The following is a 23,934-nucleotide window of genomic DNA, read 5'->3' on the forward strand; positions in this document are numbered from 1 at the left end:
AATAATTCGTTTAATGTATGAAATCTCGTTTGGGTTATGTGATTCAATACAATGAAGATGTTGGTTATTTATTGTATGAATAGAGTAAGTGTTGCGCGTAAAATAGGTTTTGCCAATATAAAAAAGGCCCGCTTGTGAAGCGAGCCTAAAAACATCAGATTGATTTCAATTTGTTACGTCAGAATTAAACTGAGTAATACATTTCAAATTCAAGAGGGTGAACCGCTGTGTTGATAGCTGCAACATCTTGAGCTTTAAGGCTGATGTAAGAATCAATGAAGTCATTAGAGAATACGCCACCCGCCGTTAAGAATTCACGATCTGAATCCAGAGCTTGCAGTGCGATATCTAGAGACTCGGCTACTTTAGGGATCTCAGCGGCTTCTTCCGCAGGAAGGTCATACAGATCTTTATCCATTGCTTCGCCTGGGTGGATCTTGTTCTTAATTCCGTCAAGACCAGCCATTAGCATTGCTGAGTAGCTTAAGTATGGGTTTGCCGCTGGGTCACCAAAACGAACTTCGATACGACGAGCTTTCGGGCTTGGTACTACTGGAATACGGATAGAAGCAGAACGGTTACGTGCAGAGTATGCAAGCATAACAGGTGCTTCAAAACCAGGGACAAGACGCTTGTATGAGTTAGTGGTTGGGTTAGCAAATGCGTTGATTGCACGAGCGTGTTTAATGATACCGCCAATGAAGAAGATAGCCATTTCTGATAGGCCGCCGTACTTATCGCCAGCAAATAAGTTTTGTCCATCTTTGTTCAATGACATATGAACGTGCATACCTGAACCGTTGTCACCAACAAGAGGTTTTGGCATGAAAGTCGCTGTTTTACCGTAAGCGTGAGCTACGTTATGAACAACATACTTATAGATTTGAGTTTCATCAGCTTTGTTTGTTAGCGTATTGAAGCGTGTTGCGATCTCATTTTGACCCGCCGTTGCTACTTCGTGGTGGTGAGCTTCAACAACAAGGCCCATTTCTTCCATGATTAAACACATAGCAGAACGAATATCTTGAGATGAATCAACAGGAGCTACAGGGAAGTAACCGCCTTTAACGCCAGGACGGTGGCCTTTGTTGCCGCCTTCGTATTCAGTACCTGAGTTCCACGCCGCTTCGATATCATCAATCTTAAAGAAAGAACCTGACATATCAGTATTAAAGCGAACGTCATCAAATAGGAAAAATTCTGGTTCTGGGCCAACTAAAACAGTGTCAGCAAGACCTGTTGAACGTAGATAGTCTTCAGAACGTTTTGCGATTGAGCGAGGGTCACGATCGTAACCTTGCATTGTTGTTGGTTCAAGAATGTCACAACGGATATTTAGTGTTGGATCTGCTGTGAACGGGTCAAGAACTGCACTTGCTGCATCTGGCATCATTACCATGTCAGATTCATTAATGCCTTTCCAGCCAGCTACTGAAGAACCGTCGAACATTTTGCCGTCTTCAAAGAAGTCGGCATCAACTTGATGAGAAGGAATTGAGATGTGTTGCTCTTTACCTTTTGTATCGGTAAAGCGTAAATCAATAAATTTCACTTCGTTTTCTTGAATTAGAGCGAATACGTTTTCTACTGACATGTAGGATAACCTCCAGTGTTATAATATAAATATTGGCCAGCTAAGCTGTTATTTACTATATAGCTAGAACTGTGCCAAAAGTAATAATCCTTTAATATTAATGACTTAGTTATATTTTATTTGAATAGCACTTGTTATTTGCACCATTTTGATCTCTCTTTGCACTGTTATGGTGCAAAAATGCATGAGTTAAATAAAAAATAATTAGTCACTAATTTACTTCTCCCTGCTATTCAGCAGTGAAATCGTATATTTGTCAATCTAATTCCCTTGCCGAATGCACAATAAAATCAACGTAATAAATTTAAATTATTGATATGTTTGAGTTTTTGTTTTTTGTTTAAAAAAATAAAGTGAAGGAAAAAATTGAATAAATAATGGCTCAATTGTTCTTTTTTTCGTCACTTTTGTGGGCTTGATTAAATAAATTGAAAAAAAATTGTGTCTTCAATCACATATTTCGTGGGTTTTGCTCTAAAATCTGTTAAATTATTGACCGTTTTTAAACCAAAGTAGCGCCAATGGTGGCTCTACATGTTCTGAGTGAATTTGAATCCATGTCTACTCCACAACTTGATAAACTAAGAAATATCGCAATTATTGCGCACGTCGACCACGGTAAAACAACGTTGGTTGATAAATTGCTCCAGCAATCAGGTACGCTTGAATCTCGTGGTGAAGCTGAAGAGCGCGTCATGGACTCGAACGATATCGAAAAAGAACGTGGTATCACGATCCTTGCTAAGAACACAGCGATTACTTGGAACGATTACAACATCAACATCGTAGATACTCCAGGACACGCCGATTTCGGTGGTGAAGTTGAGCGTATTATGTCTATGGTTGATTCAGTTCTACTTATCGTAGATGCTGTTGACGGTCCAATGCCTCAAACGCGTTTCGTAACGCAAAAAGCATTCGCACACGGTCTTAAGCCAATCGTTGTAATCAACAAGGTTGACCGTCCAGGCGCACGTCCTGAGTGGGTTATGGATCAAGTATTTGATTTATTCGATAACCTAGGCGCAACTGATGAACAACTAGACTTTAAAGTTGTTTACGCTTCTGCACTAAATGGTTGGGCTAACGCTGAATCAGAAGAAGAAACTGAAAACATGGAATCTTTATTCCAAGCGATCGTTGACGGTGTTGATGCACCTGTTGCTGACCGTGAAGGTGACTTCCAAATGCAAATTTCTCAACTTGATCACAACGCATACGTTGGTGTTATCGGTGTTGGTCGTATTACACGTGGTAGCGTTAAAGTTAACCAAGCGGTTACAGTTATCGGTGCTGACGGTAAAGAACGTAAAGGCAAAATTGGCCAAGTACTAGGTTACTTAGGTCTTGAGCGTCATGATGTTGAATTTGCTGAAGCAGGTAACATTGTTGCTATCAGTGGTTTAGGCGAGCTTAAAATTTCTGATACTGTTTGTGCGCAAAACAATGTTGAAGCATTGCCACCACTAACTGTTGATGAACCAACAGTGACAATGACTTTCCAAGTAAACAACTCACCATTCTGTGGTAAAGAAGGTAAATTCGTTACTTCACGTAACATCCTTGAGCGTTTACAAAAAGAACTAGTACACAACGTTGCACTTAAAGTTGAAGAAACTGGTGATCCGGATAAATTTAAAGTATCTGGTCGTGGTGAACTTCACCTAGGTATCTTAATCGAAAACATGCGTCGTGAAGGTTTCGAGCTAGCAGTATCTCGTCCTGAAGTTATCGAACGTATGGTAGATGGTCAACTAATGGAACCGTTTGAAACGGTAACAATCGATGTAGTTGAAGAGAACCAAGGCGCGGTAATGGAAAGTATCGGTACTCGTAAGGGTGAACTAACTGATATGGCTCCAGATGGTAAAGGCCGTGTACGTATGGACTTTATGATGCCTTCTCGTGGTCTTATCGGTTTCCAAACTGAATTCATGACAATGACTTCTGGTTCTGGTCTTATCTACCACGCATTTGATCACTACGGTCCTCACAAAGGCGGCACAATTGGTCAACGTAAAAATGGTGTACTAATTTGTAACCAAGCTGGTAAAGCGGTTACTTACTCACTATTCTTCCTACAAGATCGCGGTCGTTTATTCCTAGGTCACGCTACAGAAGTATACGAAGGTCAAATCATCGGTATTCATAACCGTGCAAACGACCTTACAGTTAACTGTATTCGTGGTAAGCAACTGACTAACGTACGTTCTTCTGGTACTGATGAAGCACAAACGCTTTCTCCTTTCATCGATTTGACTCTTGAGCAAGCTCTTGAATTCATCGACGTTGATGAGCTAGTAGAAGTAACACCAGTAAGCATTCGTATCCGTAAGAAACTACTTACAGAGAACGATCGTAAACGTGCTGGTCGTGCGCCTAAGTAATTATTAATTTTTGATTTAGCGTTATCGTTAAATTGTAAATTGAATAAATATCAAATCCCTTTGTAGGCAACTACGAAGGGATTTTTTTATCTGCTATGATAATACCAGCCCAAATAAGTAGGTGGCCATTTTTTATACGCAATTATCTGGACACAGACTTATTTGTATTGGTATATGTAAAAACTGATATTTTTTAAGAGTAAATCGATGGAAGAAAAAATTAAACATACGCTAAGGATTAGCTGGTCATACTTTGTATTTTTAAAGCAACGCATTATTCATGACCGATTGACGGTCAGTGCCGGTTATATGGCCTATATTACGTTGTTATCGCTAGTGCCTTTGGTTACCGTGTTGCTTTCTGTGCTTTCTCAGTTTCCTATTTTTTCAGGAGCAGGAGAGACTGTTCAAGCATTTGTGATTCAAAACTTTGTCCCTGCCGCCAGTGATGCAGTGGAAGGGAGCCTTAAAGAATTCATCTCCAATACTGGGAAGATGACAGCGGTCGGTTCTGGGTTCTTATTTGTGGCCTCTGTGATGCTGATATCAGCAATTGATCGTAGCCTGAACTACATTTGGCGAGTGAAGAAAAAACGTCGTCCAATGTATTCATTTTCATTGTATTGGATGATTTTAACCCTAGGTCCATTATTGGTTGGGGCAAGTATTGCTGCAACTTCGTATTTGACTTCATTAAAGATCATGGACGATGAAATCGTATCGAGTTTTTATCGGACTTTGCTAGGTTGGTTGCCTATCATATTGTCATTTTCTGCCTTTGTTGGTTTGTATTTATTAGTACCGAATAAAAAAATACGAATAAGGCACGCCCTTGTTGGTGCGATGTCAGCAGGGTGCTTGTTTGAAATCAGCAAGGTGGGTTTCGCACAATACATTACGCAATTTCCATCCTATGAAGTTATTTATGGCGCTTTAGCGGCGGTACCGATTCTATTTGTATGGGTTTATCTATGTTGGATTATCGTTTTAATTGGTGCTGAAATCACGGCAAGTTTGGGTGAATCAGATCAGTGGTTGATAGATAAAGTGAACACGCATATATTTGAAACAGAGAATACGGTATTAACAGAATCAAAAGGGTTGATAGAAAGTGATAGCACTGATCCAAAGAGTAAGTGAAGCCGCAGTAAAAGTTGATGGCGAAGTAACGGGTGAGATTAATCAAGGGTTATTGATCTTGCTCGGTGTCGAAAGAGAAGATGATGAAGCCAAAGCAAAACGGCTAATGGAACGCGTTCTGACTTATCGAATTTTTGAAGATGATGACGGTAAGATGAACTTAAATGTGCAACAAATTGGCGGTAGTGTATTAGTGGTTTCACAATTTACGTTGCCTGCAGACACTAAAAAAGGCACACGCCCAGGTTTTTCTAAAGGTGCGCATCCTGTTGATGCTGAGCGTTTGTATGATTACTTTTCAGACTTATGCGAAGAGAAGATAAATACGCAAAGAGGGCGATTTGCCGCGGATATGAAGGTGTCGCTAGTGAATGATGGGCCTGTGACGTTTTGGTTGCAGGTATAGAGTATAGAGCAGGGACGAGAGTCGAGGACGCTTCGCTCGAGGGGCGAGGAAAAGCAGAAGACTATACGCTTCGCTGACTAGAGACTATAAGAGCGAGTGTGTTGATGTGGTGAGTTTCTTAGGTTTCAGGAAAAGAACTAGAAACTATACGTTTTACTAACTAGACCGCTTCGCTTCTACAAGAGCAAAAACGAAAGAGTAGAACTTAGGTCGCTTTGACTTGCAGAGTTCCGCGGAGATTGCTTTTGCTCTTGCTCTTCCTGAAGCCTGAAATCTCGCTTTTTTCTCTTATAGTCTCTAGCTAGCGCAGCGTATAGTATCTAGTCTCACAACGATCACCCCCTGAACCCTCGTCCCTAATCATAATAAAAGGATTTATATGTTTCGATTGATCACCCCAACCACAGAGGCAGAACTGAAAGCCTACTACCATTTCCGCTGGCAAGTATTACGTGAGCCTTGGCGTCAGCCTGTGGGTTCTGAACGTGATGCTTATGATGATATGAGCCAGCATCGAATGATTTTGGATGGTAGAGGAAAGCCGGTTGCAATCGGACGTTTATATCTAACCCCCGATAATGATGGCCAAATTCGCTATATGGCGGTATCTCCGCACTTTCGAGGTAAAGGTATAGGTGCACTAATAATGGTAGCCCTAGAGTCTTACGCGCGCCAAGAAGGGGCTAAGCGATTAGTATGTAATGCCCGTGAAGAGGCAATTCCGTTTTATGTTCGAAATGGATTTGAAAGCCAAGGCGAGTTAACAGATGAGCGAGGGCCTATTCGTCATCAACAAATGCTCAAGCAACTCGATCCCCTTGCTGATGTATTACGTCGTCCAGATTGGTGTGCCGAACTACAAGACCGCTGGGAAAAAGAGATCCCAATCAGTGACAAAATGGGCATTAAAATAACCCAATATACGGGTTATCGATTTGAAGTCAGTGCGGTTTTAAATGCCAATCTTAATCCTCATAACACCATGTTTGCAGGCAGCATATTTACTTTGGGAACGTTAACTGCGTGGGGAATGGTGTGGTTATTACTCAAAGAGCGTGGTTTGGATTCAGCTAGCATTATGTTAGTTGATAGTCATATTCGTTATCGTCAGCCTATTACTGACAACCCGAAAGGCATTACGTCGTTGAATTGCTTACAAGGTGATTTCGACCGTTTGAAATCAGGTAAACGAGCGCGTGTAAAAGTAACGGTTGCTTTGTGTAATGGTGACACGCCTGCGGCTGAGTTTTCAGGAACGTTTATGCTGATGAGAAACTAGAAACGATACGCTGCGCTAACTAGACCGCTTCGCTTCTATAAGAGCAACAGCAAGAGCTAAAAAATCAGAGTTCAGAGGAACTTCTCTTGCTTTTATAGTTTCTAGTTAGCGCAGCGTATAGTATCTAGTCTCACAACAATCACCCCTGAACTCTGTAAGGGAGCTTGCGACCGATCTGAACCCTAAGTTTTTACTCTTATTTCGCCTGCATCGCTGCCCACCACGCTTCATCCGCAACAATCTGTCCCGTTCCATCTAATTGAGGGTAAGGCAGCTTCTTACGCTTTGCGACGCGAGCAAGTACAGGGTGACCACGTTCAAATAAGACATTATTAATATACTCTGCAGGCAACGCACTCTCTTCACGGTCATACATTCCCGCTAAATCACGCTGACGCTGTGCTTCGTATAAAATCAAGGCACTGGCTACTGATACATTTAAAGACTGCACCATGCCAACCATAGGAATGATGATGTCATGGTCAGCCATCGCTAATGCTTTTTTGCTGATGCCCGTTTTTTCACTACCAAGAATGATGGCCGTTGGTTTGGTGTAATCAATTTCACGAAAATCAACCGCAGTATCAGACAAGTTAGTCGCAAGGATCTGCATACCTTGGCCTTTTAAAACCGCAAAAGCATCATCAATGTTCTTATGTGTTTCAACGTCTACCCAATTACGAGCGCCAGCAGAAGTATGAGCTAATGTTTTCATTTGTTCTGTTGGCCAAACCGCGTGTACTTTATGAACCCCAGTGGCATCTGCTGTACGAATAATAGCGGAAACATTATTAGGTTTATGAACTTCTTCTAAACATAAAGTGAGATCAGTTTGGCGAGATTTTAATACAGAAGTAATACGTTGATAGCGTTCTAGGTTCATTATTTTAATTTCTTGAAATAGGTTAGGGGGACTAGGGACGAGTAAGGGCAGTAAAATTGGAACTAGAAACTATACGCGGTGCTAACTAGAGACTATAAGAGCATTATATTACTAGATTGGAAGACCATTCTTAAATCGGTCAATGCTTTTGATTTTATAGTTTCTAGAGCGAAGCGTTCTAGTTAGCGCAGCGTATAGCTCTTACTAAAAGGACGAAGTCCGTACTTGAACCTCGTCCCTTCATTTTCTGCTTCTAGTTCTTATGTCTACGAACTTTAAGTACGTGTGACATAACACGAATTCGACGCATTATTTCCGCTAAATGAGTACGATCTTTGGCTGTTAATTCAACCGTAACCGTATATAAACGACCGTCTTTTTCTTCGGTTGTTATACCACGAATATTGGAACCCGTACTGGCAATGACATTCGTTAAACTTGCCAATGCGCCTTGATGGTTTTGAATATCAATATCCAACGCGGTTGCGAATTCTTGGTCAAATTCATCAGCCCACTCAACGCCCATGTATTTATCAAGTTCTTTTTGATAACCACGGACATTTGCACACTCTTCCATGTGAACCACAAGGCCACGACCAGGACTTACATGAGCAATAATATGGTCTCCCGGAATAGGGCGACAACAGTTTGCAAACGTTAGTAAAATACCGTCAGCACCACGAATTGGTAATTTCTTACCTGTAGAGGTTTCGATATTTGAAGAGTCTTGCTCTGTCAGTTCATCGGCATCACCAAGAAGACGGCGAGCAACGACAATACTCATTAATTCACCCAAGCCAATAGCAGCAAGTAAATCGTCAAACTCAGCCAGTTTTAGACCAGAGAGAACATGAGTGATATTGTCTTTTGATACATCATCAATTGATACATTATGACCAAGCGCATGATTAAGTAAGCGACGACCTAAAATGATCGAATCTTCTTTACGCATCGTCTTCAGAACTTGACGAATTTTAGTGCGAGCTTTAGAGGTCACAACATAGTTTAACCAAGCGGCGTTTGGACGCGCGCCTGGAGCACTGATGATTTCAACCGTTTGACCGCTCTTAAGTGGTTTACTTAATGGGTAAGGTTGACGGTTAACACGTGAGCCAACACAGCTGTTACCAACATCAGAGTGAACGGCATAAGCGAAATCAACCGCAGTTGCTCCCACGGGCAATTCAAAAATACGACCTTTAGGGGTGAAAACGTAAATTTCGTTCGGGAATAAATCCGATTTTACATTTTCAATAAATTCAAATGAGTTACCTGCACTTTGTTGAAGCTCAAGTAAGCTTTGCATCCAACGCTGAGCGCGGATCTGTGCTGTCGTACTTGAGTTATCACCCTCTTTATACGACCAGTGTGCAGCCACACCTTTATTCGCCATTTGTTCCATGTCTTCAGTGCGGATCTGCACTTCAACGGGGACGCCGTGGGGGCCGACCATTGAGGTGTGAAGCGATTGGTAACCATTGGCTTTTGGTACAGCAATGTAATCTTTAATACGACCAGGACGAGGTTTATAAATACTATGAACCTGACCTAGTGCGCGATAACAGGTATCGACATTGTCAGTGATCACTCGGAACGCGTAGATATCCATAATAGTATGGAAGCGCTGCTCTTTATTTTTCATTTTATTGTAAATAGCGAACAGGTTTTTCTCTCGTCCAATCACACGACCCTTAATGCCGGCTTCAGCAATACGGCCTTCGATTTCAGAGTGGATTTTTTGAATCATCTCTTTACGGTTACCACGAGCCGACTTTACTACTTCTTTTAATACGCGGTAGCGATTTGGGTAAAGGGCTTCAAAACCTAACTCTTCAAGTTCAGTTTTAATATTGTGAATACCAAGGCGATGCGCCAAAGGAGAGAATATTTCTAAGGTTTCACGAGCAATACGACGGCGTTTATCTGGGCGTAGAGCACCCAGCGTACGCATATTGTGAGTACGGTCGGCAAGTTTGATCAAAATAACGCGGATGTCTTGCACCATCGCCATGACCATTTTTCGGAAGTTTTCGGCCTGTGCTTCTTTTTTATCGCGGAACTTAAGTTTGTCCAGCTTAGAAACGCCATCCACTAATTCAGCAACAGTCTCGCCAAATTGTTCTGCTAGCTCTTCCTTGCTAACTTCAGTGTCTTCAATAACATCGTGAAGCAGTGCAGCCATTAGCGTTTTATGGTCGAGTCGCATTTCTGCAAGGATACGAGCCACAGCTACTGGATGAATGATATAAGGTTCGCCACTTGAGCGAGTCTGCCCTTCATGGGCCTCTTTTGCTACCAGATAAGATCGACGAAGAGCCTCAATGTGAGGCTCTGGCAGGTAATCTTTGGCAACATCTTTCAGGCTATCGAATAAATCCAAATTTCGCCCCGTCAGGTTTGCTGTAATTTATAATCTATAAAAGATTATAGAGATTAACGATTGTGAGTGATTGAGCTTACTGCTGCTAGTTCAGCGGCATCTTGCTCTTGTTGCTCTTGACGTTCACGAGCATCAAGTAGATCTTTTGTGATCAGGCCTTCTTCGATTTCACGAAGAGCGATAACAGTTGTTTTATCGTTCTCTTCAGGCACTAGCGCATCTTTACCACCAGTTTGTAGCTGACGTGCGCGACGAGATGAAACTAAAACAAGGTCGAAACGGTTGCCGATTTTTTCAACTGCGTCTTGAACGGTTACACGTGCCATGAGGACTCCAATTTATTAACAAAAATAGTTATATGTTGAGAAAGTATACAAGTAACCTGTATAAGTTTCTAGCTAGGGTTACAAGATACTAATAGAAATACGAAGAAACTAGTCAGATAATAACGCGTCTAACATGCCTTTGTATTTCATGGTTTGTTTGTCTTGCTTTAAGCGCTCTGCACGAATAATGGCACGGAAGTCCATTTGTGCAGTATCAAAGTCATCATTAATAATCACATAATCATACTCATGATAGTGAGATATTTCAGACTTTGCTTCACTCATGCGCTTAGCAATAACAGCATCGCTGTCTTGACCACGTGCATTTAAGCGTCGTTCTAGTTCCCCATTTGATGGAGGAAGAATGAACACACTTTTTGCTAAAGGCATTTGTTTACGGATTTGACGAGCACCTTGCCAATCAATATCTAAAAACACATCAATGCCTTTATCAAGAGTTTCTTCGATCCATACGCGAGAAGTACCGTAGTAGTTTCCAAATACTTCTGCGTATTCTAAGAATTCATTTTTTTCGATCAACTCTTCAAAATGCTCTTTCTGAATAAAATGGTAATGAGTACCATCAGTTTCTCCTGGACGCATACCTCGAGTAGTATGAGACACAGAGACTTTCATAGCATAAGTTGGGTTGCTTTCTAACAGTGCCGAGATCAAACTCGACTTACCAGCACCACTTGGCGCTGACACAATATAAAGTGTACCTTTACTCATGATAGATTCTCTTGGGAGTTATGGCATTTCTCTGTAAATTACGCTTTAAACGTAGAATAAAGATGAATGCGAAGCATAGAAAATTGGGTGGCGAAGAATAGCACAATCTAGAATTAATTTGAATGAAATAAATACGCTAATTGAAATAATAATTTTGTGTTAACGTTGCTTCGCACTATCATTAGAGCTTAAACAATTAATATCCTTATTATAGTTATTACGGTGGACAATGCCTCATGCCTTCTCATTTACCTAAAGGGTTCAGTAAACCTTTCTTAAAAGTATTCCATATATTAGAAGCCATATTGCTGGTTGCGATTACGTTAGCGACCTTGTTTGCGATGGTAAATGAATTTGTACATGTTTTTGCAGAACAACAAATTCAACTTACAGACATATTATTAATGTTTATTTATCTTGAAGTGTTAGCCATGGTGCAGCAATTTGTGATGAACGGTAAGATCCCAGTACGTTACCCTATTTATATCGCAATGATGGCAATCGCTCGTTACATAACGTTGGGTATGAAAGAGTTGGATGCGGTATTAGTGGTATGGTTAGCGCTCGCCGCCTTTATTTTAGCTGCGGCAACGTTATTGATCCGAGCGGGGCATTATTATTGGCCGTACGAAGCGCATGAGAATAGTAAGAAATATGATGAGTAACCAGAGCTAACACTCTGGTATTTAATAGAAAGCCTCGTAGATTATCCACGAGGCTTTTTTAATGGTTCGCAATTAGAACTGATTATTCAATGTTCTGGATCTGCTCACGCATTTGTTCGATAAGTACTTTAAGCTCAACGCCAGACGCCGTTACATCTGTGCTGATAGATTTAGACGCTAGCGTGTTCGCTTCACGGTTAAATTCTTGCATCATGAAATCAAGTTTACGGCCACAAGCGCCGCCTTTCTTCATCACATTCGTTGTTTCTTTCACATGTGAATCTAAACGGTCAAGCTCTTCAGCTACGTCAGATTTTTGAGCAAGAAGGATAAGCTCTTGTTCAACACGAGAAGAATCTAATTCAATTTTCGCATCTTCAAATTTAGTCAAAAGACGGTTACGTTGCCATTCTAAAATCTCAGGCATACGTGCACGAACTTTCGCTGCTTCTTCAGTGATCGCATCTAAACGCTGAACGATCAGCGCTTTCATGTTTTCGCCTTCGTTTGCACGCGCTTCAACGAAATCATTTACAGTCAGTTCAAATTCCGCCAATAGTTCTTTATTGATTGAATCGAAATCTTGCTCTGGCGCTTCCATCACACCTTGCCATTGCAGAACTTGGAAAGGGTTAATACCGCCTTCGCCAGATTCAGTTTTTACCCACTGCGCCGCTTTAATTACTTGGCGAGCTAGGTCTTCATTGATTCTTAATTCGCTGCTTGCTTCGTTGTTTGATTCAAAACGTAGGTGGCATTCTACTTTACCGCGAGCAAGGCGCTTACGAAAACGCTCACGTAATACAGGCTCTAAACCACGAAATTGTTCTGGCATACGGAAGTAAGTTTCTAAGTAACGTTGGTTTACAGAGCGGATTTCCCACACTGCCGTACCCCAATCGCCTTTTACTTCGCGGCGTGCGTAAGCTGTCATACTGTAGATCATGTAAGCGTCCTCAAATCATCAATAGGAAGGATGATGCATAAAAATGTTGGCGCTACTATAGCAGATAAGCGCTTTAGGAAGTAATAGCAATCTGTGTAAGTAAATGAGAGAAGAAAACAGACGCTATGCTTTATTATGGGAGTTCGGTATAATCGCCGACAATTTGTCATAATCAAGGTATCTGCCATGCGTCCAAGCGGAAGAACAGCTCAGCAAGTCCGTCCAATTACGATTACTCGTCACTTTACTGCACACGCAGAAGGGTCTGTATTAGTTGAATTTGGTAATACAAAAGTAATTTGTACTGCAAGTGTTGAAGAAAATGTTCCTCGCTGGTTAAAAGGCAAAGGTAAAGGTTGGGTAACGGCTGAATACGGCATGCTACCTCGTGCAACACATACACGTAACCGTCGTGAAGCAGCAAGTGGTAAACAAGGCGGTCGTACGATGGAAATCCAACGTCTGATCGCTCGTAGCCTTCGTGCTGCTGTTGACCTAGAAGCGCTAGGTGAGCAAATGATCACGGTCGATTGTGATGTTATCCAAGCGGATGGTGGTACACGTACTGCGTCTATTACAGGCGCAAGTGTTGCATTAGCTGACGCTATCAACCACATGATCGCATCAGGCAAACTGAAAAAGAACCCAATGAAAGGGCACGTTGCTGCTGTTTCTGTTGGTATCTATAAAGGTGAAGCGATTTGTGACCTTGAGTATTTAGAAGATTCAGCCGCTGATACCGACATGAACGTCGTAATGATGGAAGACGGTAAGATGATTGAAGTGCAAGGCACGGCAGAAGAAGCGCCGTTCTCTCATCAGGAATTGTTAGATATGCTGGCTCTGGCGCAACAGGGCATCAATGATATCATTGAGCAGCAGAAAGCGGCGTTGGCCGAATAATTGATTTTTTAATGGCTCCTGATTCAGGGGCTATTTTTTTATGTATTTTAAGAGCAGAGTTCAGATCGCTTCGCTTGCAGAATTCAGAGGCGGGCGCTGTAATCACCACGTTCACCTCTGAACTCTGCAAGGGAGCTTGCGACCGATCTGAACTCTAATGCAGCTTTACCGATTTGAAAGTTATAAATTATTAACCAAAAAGAGAGAATGAAGATGAAAGCATACCAGCGTGAGTTTATTGAATTTGCCCTTGAGAAAGAAGTCCTAAAGTTTGGTGAGTTTACTTTAAAGTCTGGCCGTATAAGCCCATATTTTTTCAACGCTGGTCTATTTAATACCGGTCGTGATCTAGCACGTTTAGGTCGTTTCTATGCCGCGGCATTAGTTGAATCAGGTATTGATTATGATGTGTTATTTGGCCCTGCGTACAAAGGCATTCCAATTGCAACGACAACAGCGGTTGCATTGGCTGACCACCACGATACAGATAAGCCATATTGCTTTAACCGTAAAGAAGCAAAAAATCACGGTGAAGGTGGCAACTTAGTCGGTAGTGCACTTGAAGGTCGTATCATGTTGGTTGATGATGTGATCACAGCAGGTACTGCAATCCGTGAATCAATGGAAATTATCCAAGCGAATGGGGCTGATCTTGCGGGTGTTCTTGTGGCAATCGATCGCCAAGAAAAAGGCAAAGGCGAATTATCTGCGATTCAAGAAGTAGAGCGTGATTTTGGTTGTTCAATTATCTCAATTGTAAGCTTAACTGACCTTATCTCTTTCTTAGAAGAGAAAGGTGGCAATGTTGAGCAACTTGAATCTGTAAAGGCGTACCGTGCTGAGTTTGGTATTTAATACCAGTCGTATTGATCAATGATAATAGTAGTATAGCTGGCTGAATGTCGGCTATTTTTTTGCATAATGTATAAAGTTACACATAAAACGTAACAATTTTACTTCTCATTTTTATCGATTAAAGCGTACTTTTTGTAAAAGTAACGAGTAAACTGAAATAAGACATATATTGAGGTTAAGCCCATGCAAGAAAACCATAAGATTTTAGTTGTTGATGATGATGCTCGCCTTCGTTCTTTGTTAGAGCGTTATTTATCAGAGCAAGGCTTCCAAGTTCGTAGTGTTGCAAATAGTGAACAAATGGATCGTCTGCTAGCACGAGAAACGTTTCACTTAATGGTATTGGACTTAATGTTACCAGGCGAAGATGGACTATCTATTTGTCGTCGTTTACGTAGTAATAACAACATGCTGCCAATTTTAATGCTGACGGCAAAAGGCGATGAGATTGATCGTATTGTTGGTTTAGAAGTGGGTGCAGATGATTATCTACCGAAACCATTTAATCCGCGCGAGTTATTAGCTCGTATTCGAGCGGTATTACGTCGTCAAGTTATTGAAGCGCCAGGTGCGCCAAGTGCTGAAGATAAAGTGGTTGAGTTTGGCGATTTCCGTCTAAATTTAGGCACGCGTGAGATGTTCCGTAATGAAGAACCGATGCCATTAACATCGGGTGAATTCGCGGTACTTAAATCATTAGTAACGAATATGCGTGAACCTATGTCACGTGATAAGTTGATGAACATGGCTCGTGGCCGTGAATATTCAGCAATGGAACGTTCTATCGATGTTCAAATTTCTCGTCTTCGTCGTATGATTGAAGAAGATCCAAGTCGCCCTCGCTATATTCAAACGGTATGGGGATTGGGTTATGTGTTTGTACCGGATGGTGCAGAGGGATAGAGAAGGGACGAGAGTCGAGGATTCAGGTAAAGAACTAGAAACTATACGCTGCGCTAACTGGAACGCTTCGCTCCTATAAGGTCAAAAGCGGAAGATCTAGAATTTAGAGTGTTGTAATTGCAGCGTGTAAAATACAGTTCCTCCCCTTATATTAACTATGTCGATCTCATCGTTATAGCGATAAAGGGGGGATAATCCTTCTTTGTCGCTGTGATAACAACATCCACCTCTGAACCCTGCAAGCGAAGCGTCCTGAAACCTAAAGTCACACCAGCCATACTCGCTCTTATAGTTTCTAGCTAGCGCAGCGTATAGTCTCTAGCTCTCTTAAAATTCATCATTAAACAGAGAACTCCCATGAAAAGTACCTTCGCCAGAACACTATTACTTCTCGCCTCACTCCTTACAGCCAGTCAAATATTCTCTTATCTTGCGGTATTTAACTACGCGTTATTACCAAGTTTGCAGCAATTTAACCGTATTCTCGCTTATGAAGTGCGCTTAATGCTGGCTGAAGATGTCACGCTTAAAAATGGAAAAAATGTGCAGTTAGGACAACCATTGCGTCGTCAATTATTAGAGCAGCTTGGCGTCAGTCTTCATGATGAACATGATCCTGAAATGAAAGAGTATTACGAAGCCAGCCCGGTAGACTTTTTAAGTGAAGAGATGTCGCAAGAGCTTAACTCGCCAACAGAAGTACGCTTGATACTCGGCTCTGATAGCTATGTATTATGGATGAAGAGTGATGCGATGCCTCAGTTTTATATGCGGATCCCACTTTCAGAGCTGCAAGAAGAGGATTTTGCCCCGCTATTTAGAAACAGTCTGTTTATTGCTTTATTAGTTATTCTTGGTGGTTGGGCGTTTATACGGATTCAGAACCGGCCATTAATGGCGCTGCAAACAGCTGCTCGCAAGGTGGGTAAAGGAGAGATCCCAGAGCTATTACCTGAAAGAGGAGCCTCAGAAATTCAAGCGGTAACGCGTGCTTTTAATCAAATGTCGAAAGGAATTCAGCAATTAGAGCAAGACAGAGCGTTATTAATGGCAGGGGTGAGTCACGATATTCGAACCCCATTAACTCGTATTCGCTTAGCCACTGAGATGATGTCACCAGAAGATGATTATTTAGCTGAAAGCATGATTAAAGATACTGAAGAGTGTAATGAGATTATCGGTCAGTTTATGGATTATCTGAAGCCGGCAGCGACACAAGATTTTATTGATGTTGATTTGAATACCATCGTTAATGAGGTCATTTTAGCTGAAGGTGGTTATGAGCGCGAAATCAAAACCAACTTGGTGGATATACCTAAATCTATTCATGGTAATGGGGTAGCGATTAAGCGTGTTGTCACCAATTTAGTCGTAAACGCCATTCGTTATGGTGGTGATTGGATTTCAGTTTCTACGCGAGTATCAGCCGATCACAAAACCGCGTGGGTTATCATTGAAGATAACGGCCCAGGTATTGATGAAGCGCAATTAGAGTCCGTGTTTGAACCTTTTACCCGTGGTGATACGGCGCGAGGAAGTGAAGGCACCGGTTTAGGCTTGGCGATCGTAAAACGTATTGTTGGCCAGCATCAAGGTGACGTGAGTTTAGCGAATCGTCGTGAAGGTGGATTGAAGGTTCAAGTCATGTTTCCGCTTGGGAAATAAAAGGGGATAGCAGGGACTGGATTCGAGGACGCTTCGCTCGAGGGGCGAGGAAGAGCAAAAGCGAAGGTTTCAGGAAAATCAAAAGCGAGTACACCTGAAACCTAAGAGATACGTGCTCTTATAGTTTCTAGTTAGCGCAGCGTATAGCCTCTAGCTCTTTCCTCCCAAACATAAAAAAGACCGCAGACGATAATCATCTGCGGTCTTTTTTTACTCGTCCCTCGAGCGAAGCGTACTCGTATCTCGCCTCTGCTCTTAGATCTTCGCTTCTTCTTTCTCTTCTTCAAACACTTCACTGCTTGGAAGAATAATATTCAGAAGAATCGCCGTCACACCACCCGCCGTTACGCCGGATGAGAAAATGTTTTTAATCATCTCAGGCATGAACTGAAGGATTTCAGGTTTTTGTGCCAAACCAAGGCCCATAGAGAAAGACATTGCCATGATTAAGATGGCACGACGGTCTAGATCAACACGAGAGATAATACGCACACCCGCCGCCGCAATCGTACCGAACATCACAATCGTAGCGCCGCCAAGTACAGGCTCAGGAATCACTTGAACAAAGCTTGCAACACCAGGGAATAGACCAAGGATAACTAACATACCTGCAATGAAGTAACCCACATAACGACTAGCAACCCCTGTTAGCAAAATTACGCCGTTGTTTTGGCTGAAAGTAGAGTTAGGGAAACTGTTGAATGCGGCTGCAATAGCAGAGTTAAGGCCATCGGCTAATACACCGCCTTTAATACGCTTGATGTAAACAGGGCCTTTTACTGGTTGGCCTGATACTTCAGAGGTTGCGGTAATATCGCCAATCGCTTCTAGTGCGGTGATTAAGAAAATCAGAACCAGCGGAATAAACAAAGACCAATCAAAGCTTAAGCCATATTGCATTGGAATTGGCAGAGCAATTAGTTCAGCGTCATGAGTCATATTGGTATTGAGCATACCCATTGCCCATGCCGCTATTGTCCCTACCGCCATCGCAATCACGATAGAAGCCATACGCAGGTAAGGGTTAGTAGAGCGGTTAAGCACCACTATGATAAGTAATACCGTACCAGCCAACGCCAGTTTATCTAAGCTACCAAATGTGCCATCACCCATTGCAGAGTAACCACCACCCATTGACACAAGGCCAACTTGGATAAGCGTTAAACCAATTAATGTCACAACAATGCCAGACACTAATGGAGTAATGATTTTTTGAGCGTATTCAAGTACACGAGAAAGGAAGATTTCAGCAGTCGACGCCACTAAGATAGTACCGAAAATAGCAGCCATCATTGTTGGAACATCAGCGCCCCCCGCTTTAAGTGCTAGACCTGCACCAATGATTGGACCTAAGAAATTAAAGCTTGTGCCTTGAACAGAAAGAAGACCAGAACCAATAGGACCAAAGGTTTTGATTTGAATAAAAGAAGAAATACCAGAAGCGAATAGAGACATACTAATGATGGTATTAGTTTCTGCTGCTGGAACACCAAGCGTCTGACAAATGATCAGAGAGGGAGTAATAATCGCGACAAACATCGCCAATAAATGCTGAAGTGCAGCAAATAAAGTTTGCGGTAGCGGTGGACGCTCATCTAATTGATAAATCAGTTCAGATGGTTTTGTGGTGTTATTTTTAACGGTCATGGCCGATATTCCTAATTGTATAACGTTGTCTTCATGGTTCGCTGAATGGGAGCATGAAGTGAGAAGGCGTCAATCTGTGATTGCTGTTAATCAGAACCTGTCTCTGTTGGGGTTGATTGATTAAATGAGTGCTTAATCAATTGGGACGGTATTCTACGGATAAAAAAGCAAAAAGCAATCGTTTGCTTGTGGTTTTTTAAGAGCTGAGTTCAGAGGAGATCGTTGTGATTGCCGTGGGATGAGGAAACTAGAGGCTATACGCTGCGTTAACTAGACCGCTTCGCTTCTATAAGAGCAAAAGTGGAAGAGCTAGAATTTAGATCACTTTGCTTGCAGTGTGCGCAATACAGTTCCCTCCCCTTAATAAGGGGAGGGTTAGGGAGGGGTCATTGCGATGAAGCTGGAATTGAGTTCATAGCTAACTTAATTAATTCGCTGTTAGTTCTTGACCCCCTCCCAGCCTCCCCCTTAGTAAGGGGGAGGAGCTAAAAGCTAAAAGCGAGTACCTCTGAACTCTGCAAGCGAAGCGATCTGAATTCTAGTTCTTTAGCTCTTAGCTCTTAGCTCTTATAGAAGCGAAGCGTTTTAGTCTCTAGTTAGCGCAGCGTATAGTCCCTAGCCCTTAACTCCGTCCCGTCCGACAAACCGCATATACATCAATGCGCTCAACACCCGCTTTTCTTAACTCAATACACAACAAATTAATTGTCGCACCAGTTGTCACTACATCATCCACAATCGCCACATGCTTCTCATTAATCGGCTTCATCACCTTAAACGCACCAACAAGATTAGATTGACGGAAAGAACGAGATAAGCCTTGTTGAGGGCGAGTTTCTCTAATTCGTTTTAGGGTTTTAGTTTCGCAGCGGGTCATTTTATTTTTGCGATTGAATTCTCTTTCTAGCGTCCATCCTAAATGATCACTTTGATTATAAGATCGCCACCAAAAACGTTTCCAATGCAGAGGGACAGGAAGAATAAGTGGGGCAGGCTCTGGAATATAAGTACTTAGTAATATCCCCAAATCTTGAGCTAACCAAAATTGTTGAGCGTATTTAAGTTTGCCAACGTATTCTCTTAGTGGCTCAGAATAATCACTAATACAAAACAATCGATCCCATTGTGGTGGATGAATTAAGCAATCACCGCAAACGTCAGTGTCGTGTTTGGTTTGCAAGCCACATTTCAGGCAACGAGGTACGTTCGCAATTAAATCCAAGCAAGGCTGACACCAAATAGTATCGGATGGAGGCATCGCCAAACTGCAATAATCACAGTGGCTGACACTAAACTTTTGCATTGACCTTCGTAGTAACCTGATGAACACTTAGCTATCCATTTAAATTGAAACGAATAGGCAGTGTAGATGACAACTTCTCTTTATTGGCAAACGGAAGGCGAAGGTTCCGATCTGGTTCTCATTCATGGTTGGGGTATGAACGGTGCAGTGTGGATGCCGATTGTTGAGCAACTACGTTCTAAATATAAAGTACATACGGTTGATTTATCTGGCTATGGATACAGTGCAGATCTTGGCAGTGCTGATTTCGATAAGATGGTCGAGCAAGTCTTAGCTCAAGCTCCAGAGAAAGCTGCGTGGTTAGGCTGGTCTTTAGGTGGGTTAATTGCGACTCAAGCTGCGTTGGTTTCCCCTGAGCGAGTGAGTCAATTGATTACGGTTGCGAGTTCTCCGTGCTTTTCTGCTGAAAAAGGATGGCGAGGTATTAAACCTGCAGTATTGTCGTTATTTACAGAGCAATTGAAAGACGACTTCAAATTAACGGTTGAGCGATTTATGGCATTGCAGGCCATGGGTAGCCCAAATGCGAAACAAGACATTAAGCAAGTAAAGCAGGCTGTTTTTTCAAGACCCGCTCCAAATCAAGCCGCTTTAGCTACAGGTTTAACGATTTTGGCCGATATAGATTTACGGGAGCATCTATCTCAATTAACCATGCCAGTATGTCGAATGTATGGTCGTTTAGATGGATTAGTGCCGGTTAAAGTGGCTCATGATATGGATGAACTTATTCCTCATTCAGTTAAAGTCGTTTTTGATCAAGCATCTCATGCTCCATTTATTTCACATAGCGATGAATTTATTATGGAATTACATCGTTTTTTAGCTCGATAAGATTAACTGTTCATTTAATTCGCTTAGTTTTTCGATAAGGAAACGTTTTATGATCTTTTCACCTAACAGTATCAGTGTGCCGCTTATTGCACCTTCTGTTAATTTGCCAACAGAACAAGTAGCACGTGAAAATCGTGTTAAAAAACCTGTTGTGCCAACGACAAAGATGAGTGAAACCACATCTGAAAAAGCAATTAAAGGCGATGATAAACAGCACAAACGTGATTCGTGGGTACCCTCAGACCATCCCGGATATGACGTGGTGGAAGAGAAAGAAGACCCGAAGCCTCGTTTTGGAACCTTGTATGATATTGATGATGACTTGGCAAAATTGGCTAGATTGTTATCACTAGATACCTATGCGCAAGGTGAGGGCACGGGTTACACCATGCGTTTTAATTTACCTAAAGAGTTATTAGAAAAATTGGCAGAAATGGGAAGAATGGTTCGCCGCAGAAGTGTGATCAGTTTTCATTATGATAAAGCGGTAGTGCCGAATAATCCGTCGGATATATTGGCGGTGCTTTAAGAGCAGGGACGAGAGTCGAGGAAGAGCAAAAAGCGAGGTTTCAGATCTCAGGTTTCAGGAAGTTCAAAAGCGAGTACATCTGAAACCTGCAAGCGTAGCGCCCTGAAACCTAAGTTATCACCACGCTAGCTATACACGCTCTTATAGTTTCTAGTCAGCGAAGCGTATAGTTTCTAGCTTCGCTTTCCACATTTCTACTTCTTCGCTTTCGCAAACGCAGCAGCAAACGCACCACCCATCGCCGCATTACCAACATCATTATTCGAACGCTGTTGTCTTGCAGAAGAGGAAGGTCTTGGCGCTTGAGTACGCTCATTACGCTGCTGTGGCTTATTTGATTGACGCTGAGGACGGTTATCTTCCCCAGGAGTATCATTTAAACGCATAGACAGAGCGATACGCTTACGTTGAGCATCAACTTCCATGACTTTCACTTTCACGATATCGCCAGCTTTAACCACTTCTCGCGGGTCAGAAATAAACGTATCACTTAATGCTGAGATATGAACTAGCCCATCTTGGTGAACACCGATATCAACAAACGCACCAAAGTTAGCCACGTTAGATACCACACCTTCCAATATCATCCCTAATTCAAGATCTGATACCGTGTTTACGCCATCAGCAAAGGTTGCCGTTTTAAATTCAGGACGAGGATCTCGACCCGGCTTATCAAGCTCTGAAATAATGTCAGTGACGGTAGGTAGACCAAAATCAGCGCTGATGTAATCGTTCGCAGCAACAGAGCGTAAAAACTCGGTGTTACCAATAATCGCATCAATCGCTTTATTGTTTTTCTCTGCCATCGCTTTAACCACAGGATACGCTTCAGGGTGAACCGCTGAGGCATCCAGAGGGTTTTTACCATTCATGACACGTAAGAAGCCCGCACATTGTTCAAAGGCTTTTGGCCCTAAACGAGCGACTTTTTTCAATGTAATACGGTTTTCAAAGCGACCATTTTCATCACGGTAATCTACGATATTTTGTGCGATTGTCGTCGATAAACCGGCAACTCGTGTCAATAATGCGGAAGATGCCGTATTTACATCAACCCCAACGGCATTTACACAGTCTTCAATAACCGCATCTAGCTTTTTCGCTAATTGGCTTTGGCTAACATCGTGTTGATACTGACCAACACCAATCGCTTTCGGGTCAATTTTTACCAGTTCAGCCAGAGGATCTTGCAAACGACGAGCGATAGAAACCGCACCACGGATAGACACATCTAAATCTGGAAACTCTTTTGCTGCTAGCTCAGACGCCGAATACACCGATGCACCAGCTTCACTAACAATAATTTTGGTTGCCGATAAGCCTGATTTTTTCAGTAAATCACCCACAAACGCATCGGTTTCACGTGAGGCGGTACCATTACCAATCGCAATCAAATCGACATTGTGACGTTTGATTAAGGTTTCGATAATCTGTGCAGATTGCGCTGTTTTATTGTGAGGTTGGTTTTGATAAATCGTATCAGTAGCCAATACTTTACCTGTCGCATCAACCACAGCCACTTTAGTACCGGTACGTAAACCAGGATCTAAACCGAGAGTGGTTTTAAGACCAGCAGGCGCCGCCATTAGTAGGTCTTTAAGGTTGGTAGCAAATACATCAATGGCTTCGTTTTCAGAACGCTCTTTTAAGCCGCCCATTAATTCCGTTTCCATGTGCATTAGAATCTTAATGCGCCATGCCCAGCTAATCACTTGTTTACGCCATAAATCAGCAGGTTGAGAGCCTAAAGTAATACCGTAATGATTAGCGATGATGATTTCACAATACGAACCGCGAACGCCTTCTTCTTGAGATGGGTCAGCATTAATCGCTAATTGTAAGAAGCTTTCATTACGACCACGTAGCATTGCTAATGCTCGGTGAGACGGTATTTTAGTTAATGGTTCATGGTAGTCGAAATAGTCTTTAAACTTTTCGCCTGCCTGTTCTTGTCCATCAACCATTTTGGAAACAAGTTCAGCGTTGTGTGTTAGGTAGTTACGTACCTTTTCAAGCAGATTGGCATCTTCTGCCATACGTTCCATCAAGATTGCACGAGCACCGTCTAGGACCGCTTTGGTATCAGCAAACCCATTATCGGCATTAATATACGATTGAGCCGCATCTTCTGGGGTATTTTCAGGTTGCGTCCACAATAAATTTGCTAGTGGCTCAATGCCGGCTTCAATTGCAATTTGACCTTTAGTGCGACGCTTACGTTTGAAGGGTAAGTACAAATCTTCAAGACGAGTTTTGCTGTCTGCATCTAAAATCTCACGTTCTAGTTCAGGCGTCAGTTTTTCTTGTTCTTTGATTGATTTTAGAATTGATTTACGACGATCATCCAACTCTCGTAAGTAAGTTAAACGCGTGTCTAGCGTACGAAGTTGAGTATCATCCAAACCTTCTGTTACTTCTTTACGGTAACGCGCAATAAATGGAATGGTGCTGCCTTCGTCAATCAATTGAACAGCAGCGATAACTTGTTGAGGGCGAACGTTAAGTTCTTTAGCAATTATATTTATTATCATTTTGATTCTTTTTTAATTAATTAAAA

The 23,934-nt window shown here is 42.1% G+C and carries 20 protein-coding genes; 11 read left to right on the forward strand and 9 right to left on the reverse strand.

The window, feature by feature from the left end; translation table 11 throughout:
- Positions 1-184 precede the first annotated feature (184 nt).
- Entirely contained in the window at positions 185-1,594 is a 1,410-nt protein-coding gene (glnA, locus tag A6E03_RS01190) for a glutamate--ammonia ligase (RefSeq protein WP_065594467.1), read from the reverse strand.
- A 557-nt stretch (positions 1,595-2,151) separates the two neighbouring features.
- Between glnA and typA the strand changes: the two genes are divergently transcribed.
- The 4 genes from typA to A6E03_RS01210 all read left to right on the forward strand — a co-directional run bounded on the left by typA (position 2,152) and on the right by A6E03_RS01210 (position 6,806).
- A complete protein-coding gene (typA, locus tag A6E03_RS01195; RefSeq protein ID WP_218059910.1) occupies positions 2,152-3,981 on the forward strand; it encodes a translational GTPase TypA in 1,830 nt (609 codons plus the stop codon).
- Positions 3,982-4,188: 207 nt separating this feature from the next.
- Positions 4,189-5,121 carry a virulence factor BrkB family protein gene (locus tag A6E03_RS01200; RefSeq protein ID WP_065594465.1) on the forward strand — a complete coding sequence of 311 codons (933 nt, stop codon included), beginning with the start codon at positions 4,189-4,191 and terminating at the stop codon, positions 5,119-5,121.
- On the forward strand, positions 5,093-5,527 hold the full coding sequence (gene dtd / locus A6E03_RS01205; protein WP_065594464.1) for a D-aminoacyl-tRNA deacylase: 435 nt from the start codon (positions 5,093-5,095) through the stop codon (positions 5,525-5,527). The genes A6E03_RS01200 and dtd overlap by 29 nt, the downstream gene beginning before the upstream one ends.
- Positions 5,528-5,906: 379 nt before the next feature.
- Positions 5,907-6,806: a bifunctional GNAT family N-acetyltransferase/hotdog fold thioesterase gene (locus A6E03_RS01210; protein ID WP_065594463.1), complete on the forward strand. Its 900-nt coding sequence runs from the start codon at positions 5,907-5,909 to the stop codon at positions 6,804-6,806.
- A 196-nt stretch (positions 6,807-7,002) separates the two neighbouring features.
- Here the strand turns inward: A6E03_RS01210 and trmH are convergent, their stop codons facing one another.
- The 4 genes from trmH to gmk form a co-directional block, all read right to left on the reverse strand.
- Positions 7,003-7,689, reverse strand: coding sequence for a tRNA (guanosine(18)-2'-O)-methyltransferase TrmH (trmH, locus tag A6E03_RS01215; protein WP_065594462.1), 687 nt, complete (start codon positions 7,687-7,689; stop codon positions 7,003-7,005).
- Between the two features lie 253 nt (positions 7,690-7,942).
- Positions 7,943-10,069, reverse strand: coding sequence for a bifunctional GTP diphosphokinase/guanosine-3',5'-bis pyrophosphate 3'-pyrophosphohydrolase (gene spoT / locus A6E03_RS01220; protein ID WP_065594461.1), 2,127 nt, complete (start codon positions 10,067-10,069; stop codon positions 7,943-7,945).
- Between the two features lie 53 nt (positions 10,070-10,122).
- The gene (gene rpoZ / locus A6E03_RS01225) at positions 10,123-10,395 is read right to left on the reverse strand and encodes a DNA-directed RNA polymerase subunit omega (RefSeq protein ID WP_065594460.1); all 273 of its coding nucleotides are present in this window, start codon (positions 10,393-10,395) and stop codon (positions 10,123-10,125) included.
- 108 nt (positions 10,396-10,503) lie between these two features.
- Entirely contained in the window at positions 10,504-11,127 is a 624-nt protein-coding gene (gene gmk / locus A6E03_RS01230) for a guanylate kinase (RefSeq protein WP_065594459.1), read from the reverse strand.
- 236 nt (positions 11,128-11,363) lie between these two features.
- Here gmk and A6E03_RS01235 point away from each other — a divergent pair, with 236 nt between their 5' ends.
- Positions 11,364-11,792, forward strand: coding sequence for a phosphate-starvation-inducible protein PsiE (locus A6E03_RS01235; RefSeq protein ID WP_065594458.1), 429 nt, complete (start codon positions 11,364-11,366; stop codon positions 11,790-11,792).
- Positions 11,793-11,874: 82 nt separating this feature from the next.
- On the opposite strand, the gene A6E03_RS01240 is transcribed toward A6E03_RS01235, so the two are convergent.
- Positions 11,875-12,738: a YicC/YloC family endoribonuclease gene (locus A6E03_RS01240; protein ID WP_065600006.1), complete on the reverse strand. Its 864-nt coding sequence runs from the start codon at positions 12,736-12,738 to the stop codon at positions 11,875-11,877.
- 186 nt (positions 12,739-12,924) lie between these two features.
- Between A6E03_RS01240 and rph the strand changes: the two genes are divergently transcribed.
- The 4 genes from rph to envZ all read left to right on the forward strand — a co-directional run bounded on the left by rph (position 12,925) and on the right by envZ (position 17,064).
- Entirely contained in the window at positions 12,925-13,641 is a 717-nt protein-coding gene (gene rph, locus A6E03_RS01245) for a ribonuclease PH (protein ID WP_017022159.1), read from the forward strand.
- A gap of 213 nt (positions 13,642-13,854) precedes the next feature.
- Positions 13,855-14,496, forward strand: coding sequence for an orotate phosphoribosyltransferase (gene pyrE, locus A6E03_RS01250; protein ID WP_065594456.1), 642 nt, complete (start codon positions 13,855-13,857; stop codon positions 14,494-14,496).
- A 183-nt stretch (positions 14,497-14,679) separates the two neighbouring features.
- Positions 14,680-15,399 carry a two-component system response regulator OmpR gene (gene ompR / locus A6E03_RS01255; RefSeq protein WP_065594455.1) on the forward strand — a complete coding sequence of 240 codons (720 nt, stop codon included), beginning with the start codon at positions 14,680-14,682 and terminating at the stop codon, positions 15,397-15,399.
- A 339-nt stretch (positions 15,400-15,738) separates the two neighbouring features.
- Entirely contained in the window at positions 15,739-17,064 is a 1,326-nt protein-coding gene (gene envZ, locus A6E03_RS01260) for a two-component system sensor histidine kinase EnvZ (RefSeq protein ID WP_255310564.1), read from the forward strand.
- Between the two features lie 255 nt (positions 17,065-17,319).
- On the opposite strand, the gene A6E03_RS01265 is transcribed toward envZ, so the two are convergent.
- Both A6E03_RS01265 and A6E03_RS01270 read right to left on the reverse strand, forming a co-directional pair.
- Positions 17,320-18,711, reverse strand: a complete 1,392-nt coding sequence (locus A6E03_RS01265) for a uracil-xanthine permease family protein (protein WP_065594452.1) — start codon at positions 18,709-18,711, stop codon at positions 17,320-17,322.
- A gap of 622 nt (positions 18,712-19,333) precedes the next feature.
- Positions 19,334-20,014, reverse strand: coding sequence for a ComF family protein (locus A6E03_RS01270; RefSeq protein WP_065594451.1), 681 nt, complete (start codon positions 20,012-20,014; stop codon positions 19,334-19,336).
- A 66-nt stretch (positions 20,015-20,080) separates the two neighbouring features.
- On the opposite strand from A6E03_RS01270, the gene bioH reads away from it, so the two are divergent.
- Entirely contained in the window at positions 20,081-20,848 is a 768-nt protein-coding gene (gene bioH, locus A6E03_RS01275) for a pimeloyl-ACP methyl ester esterase BioH (protein WP_065600008.1), read from the forward strand.
- A 49-nt stretch (positions 20,849-20,897) separates the two neighbouring features.
- Positions 20,898-21,377, forward strand: coding sequence for an ATP-dependent Lon protease (locus A6E03_RS01280; RefSeq protein WP_065594449.1), 480 nt, complete (start codon positions 20,898-20,900; stop codon positions 21,375-21,377).
- Positions 21,378-21,571: 194 nt separating this feature from the next.
- Here the strand turns inward: A6E03_RS01280 and A6E03_RS01285 are convergent, their stop codons facing one another.
- The gene (locus A6E03_RS01285) at positions 21,572-23,908 is read right to left on the reverse strand and encodes a Tex family protein (RefSeq protein ID WP_065600009.1); all 2,337 of its coding nucleotides are present in this window, start codon (positions 23,906-23,908) and stop codon (positions 21,572-21,574) included.
- Positions 23,909-23,934: the final 26 nt, after the last annotated feature.

This window comes from Aliivibrio sp. 1S128, from assembly GCF_001691065.1.
In the GTDB taxonomy this organism is placed as follows: domain Bacteria; phylum Pseudomonadota; class Gammaproteobacteria; order Enterobacterales; family Vibrionaceae; genus Aliivibrio.

What these genes read in the sequence shown, in the direction of transcription:
- A6E03_RS01210 (WP_065594463.1), top strand. Translation starts at nt 5,907, where the DNA reads ATGTTTCGATTGATCACCCCAACCACAGAGGCAGAACTGAAAGCCTAC.
- glnA (WP_065594467.1), bottom strand. Translation starts at nt 1,594, where the DNA reads ATGTCAGTAGAAAACGTATTCGCTCTAATTCAAGAAAACGAAGTGAAA.
- rpoZ (WP_065594460.1), bottom strand. Translation starts at nt 10,395, where the DNA reads ATGGCACGTGTAACCGTTCAAGACGCAGTTGAAAAAATCGGCAACCGT.
- rph (WP_017022159.1), top strand. Translation starts at nt 12,925, where the DNA reads ATGCGTCCAAGCGGAAGAACAGCTCAGCAAGTCCGTCCAATTACGATT.
- A6E03_RS01235 (WP_065594458.1), top strand. Translation starts at nt 11,364, where the DNA reads ATGCCTTCTCATTTACCTAAAGGGTTCAGTAAACCTTTCTTAAAAGTA.
- trmH (WP_065594462.1), bottom strand. Translation starts at nt 7,689, where the DNA reads ATGAACCTAGAACGCTATCAACGTATTACTTCTGTATTAAAATCTCGC.
- A6E03_RS01265 (WP_065594452.1), bottom strand. Translation starts at nt 18,711, where the DNA reads ATGACCGTTAAAAATAACACCACAAAACCATCTGAACTGATTTATCAA.
- bioH (WP_065600008.1), top strand. Translation starts at nt 20,081, where the DNA reads ATGACAACTTCTCTTTATTGGCAAACGGAAGGCGAAGGTTCCGATCTG.
- A6E03_RS01280 (WP_065594449.1), top strand. Translation starts at nt 20,898, where the DNA reads ATGATCTTTTCACCTAACAGTATCAGTGTGCCGCTTATTGCACCTTCT.
- A6E03_RS01200 (WP_065594465.1), top strand. Translation starts at nt 4,189, where the DNA reads ATGGAAGAAAAAATTAAACATACGCTAAGGATTAGCTGGTCATACTTT.
- A6E03_RS01270 (WP_065594451.1), bottom strand. Translation starts at nt 20,014, where the DNA reads ATGCAAAAGTTTAGTGTCAGCCACTGTGATTATTGCAGTTTGGCGATG.
- A6E03_RS01240 (WP_065600006.1), bottom strand. Translation starts at nt 12,738, where the DNA reads ATGATCTACAGTATGACAGCTTACGCACGCCGCGAAGTAAAAGGCGAT.
- pyrE (WP_065594456.1), top strand. Translation starts at nt 13,855, where the DNA reads ATGAAAGCATACCAGCGTGAGTTTATTGAATTTGCCCTTGAGAAAGAA.
- ompR (WP_065594455.1), top strand. Translation starts at nt 14,680, where the DNA reads ATGCAAGAAAACCATAAGATTTTAGTTGTTGATGATGATGCTCGCCTT.
- gmk (WP_065594459.1), bottom strand. Translation starts at nt 11,127, where the DNA reads ATGAGTAAAGGTACACTTTATATTGTGTCAGCGCCAAGTGGTGCTGGT.
- A6E03_RS01285 (WP_065600009.1), bottom strand. Translation starts at nt 23,908, where the DNA reads ATGATAATAAATATAATTGCTAAAGAACTTAACGTTCGCCCTCAACAA.
- typA (WP_218059910.1), top strand. Translation starts at nt 2,152, where the DNA reads ATGTCTACTCCACAACTTGATAAACTAAGAAATATCGCAATTATTGCG.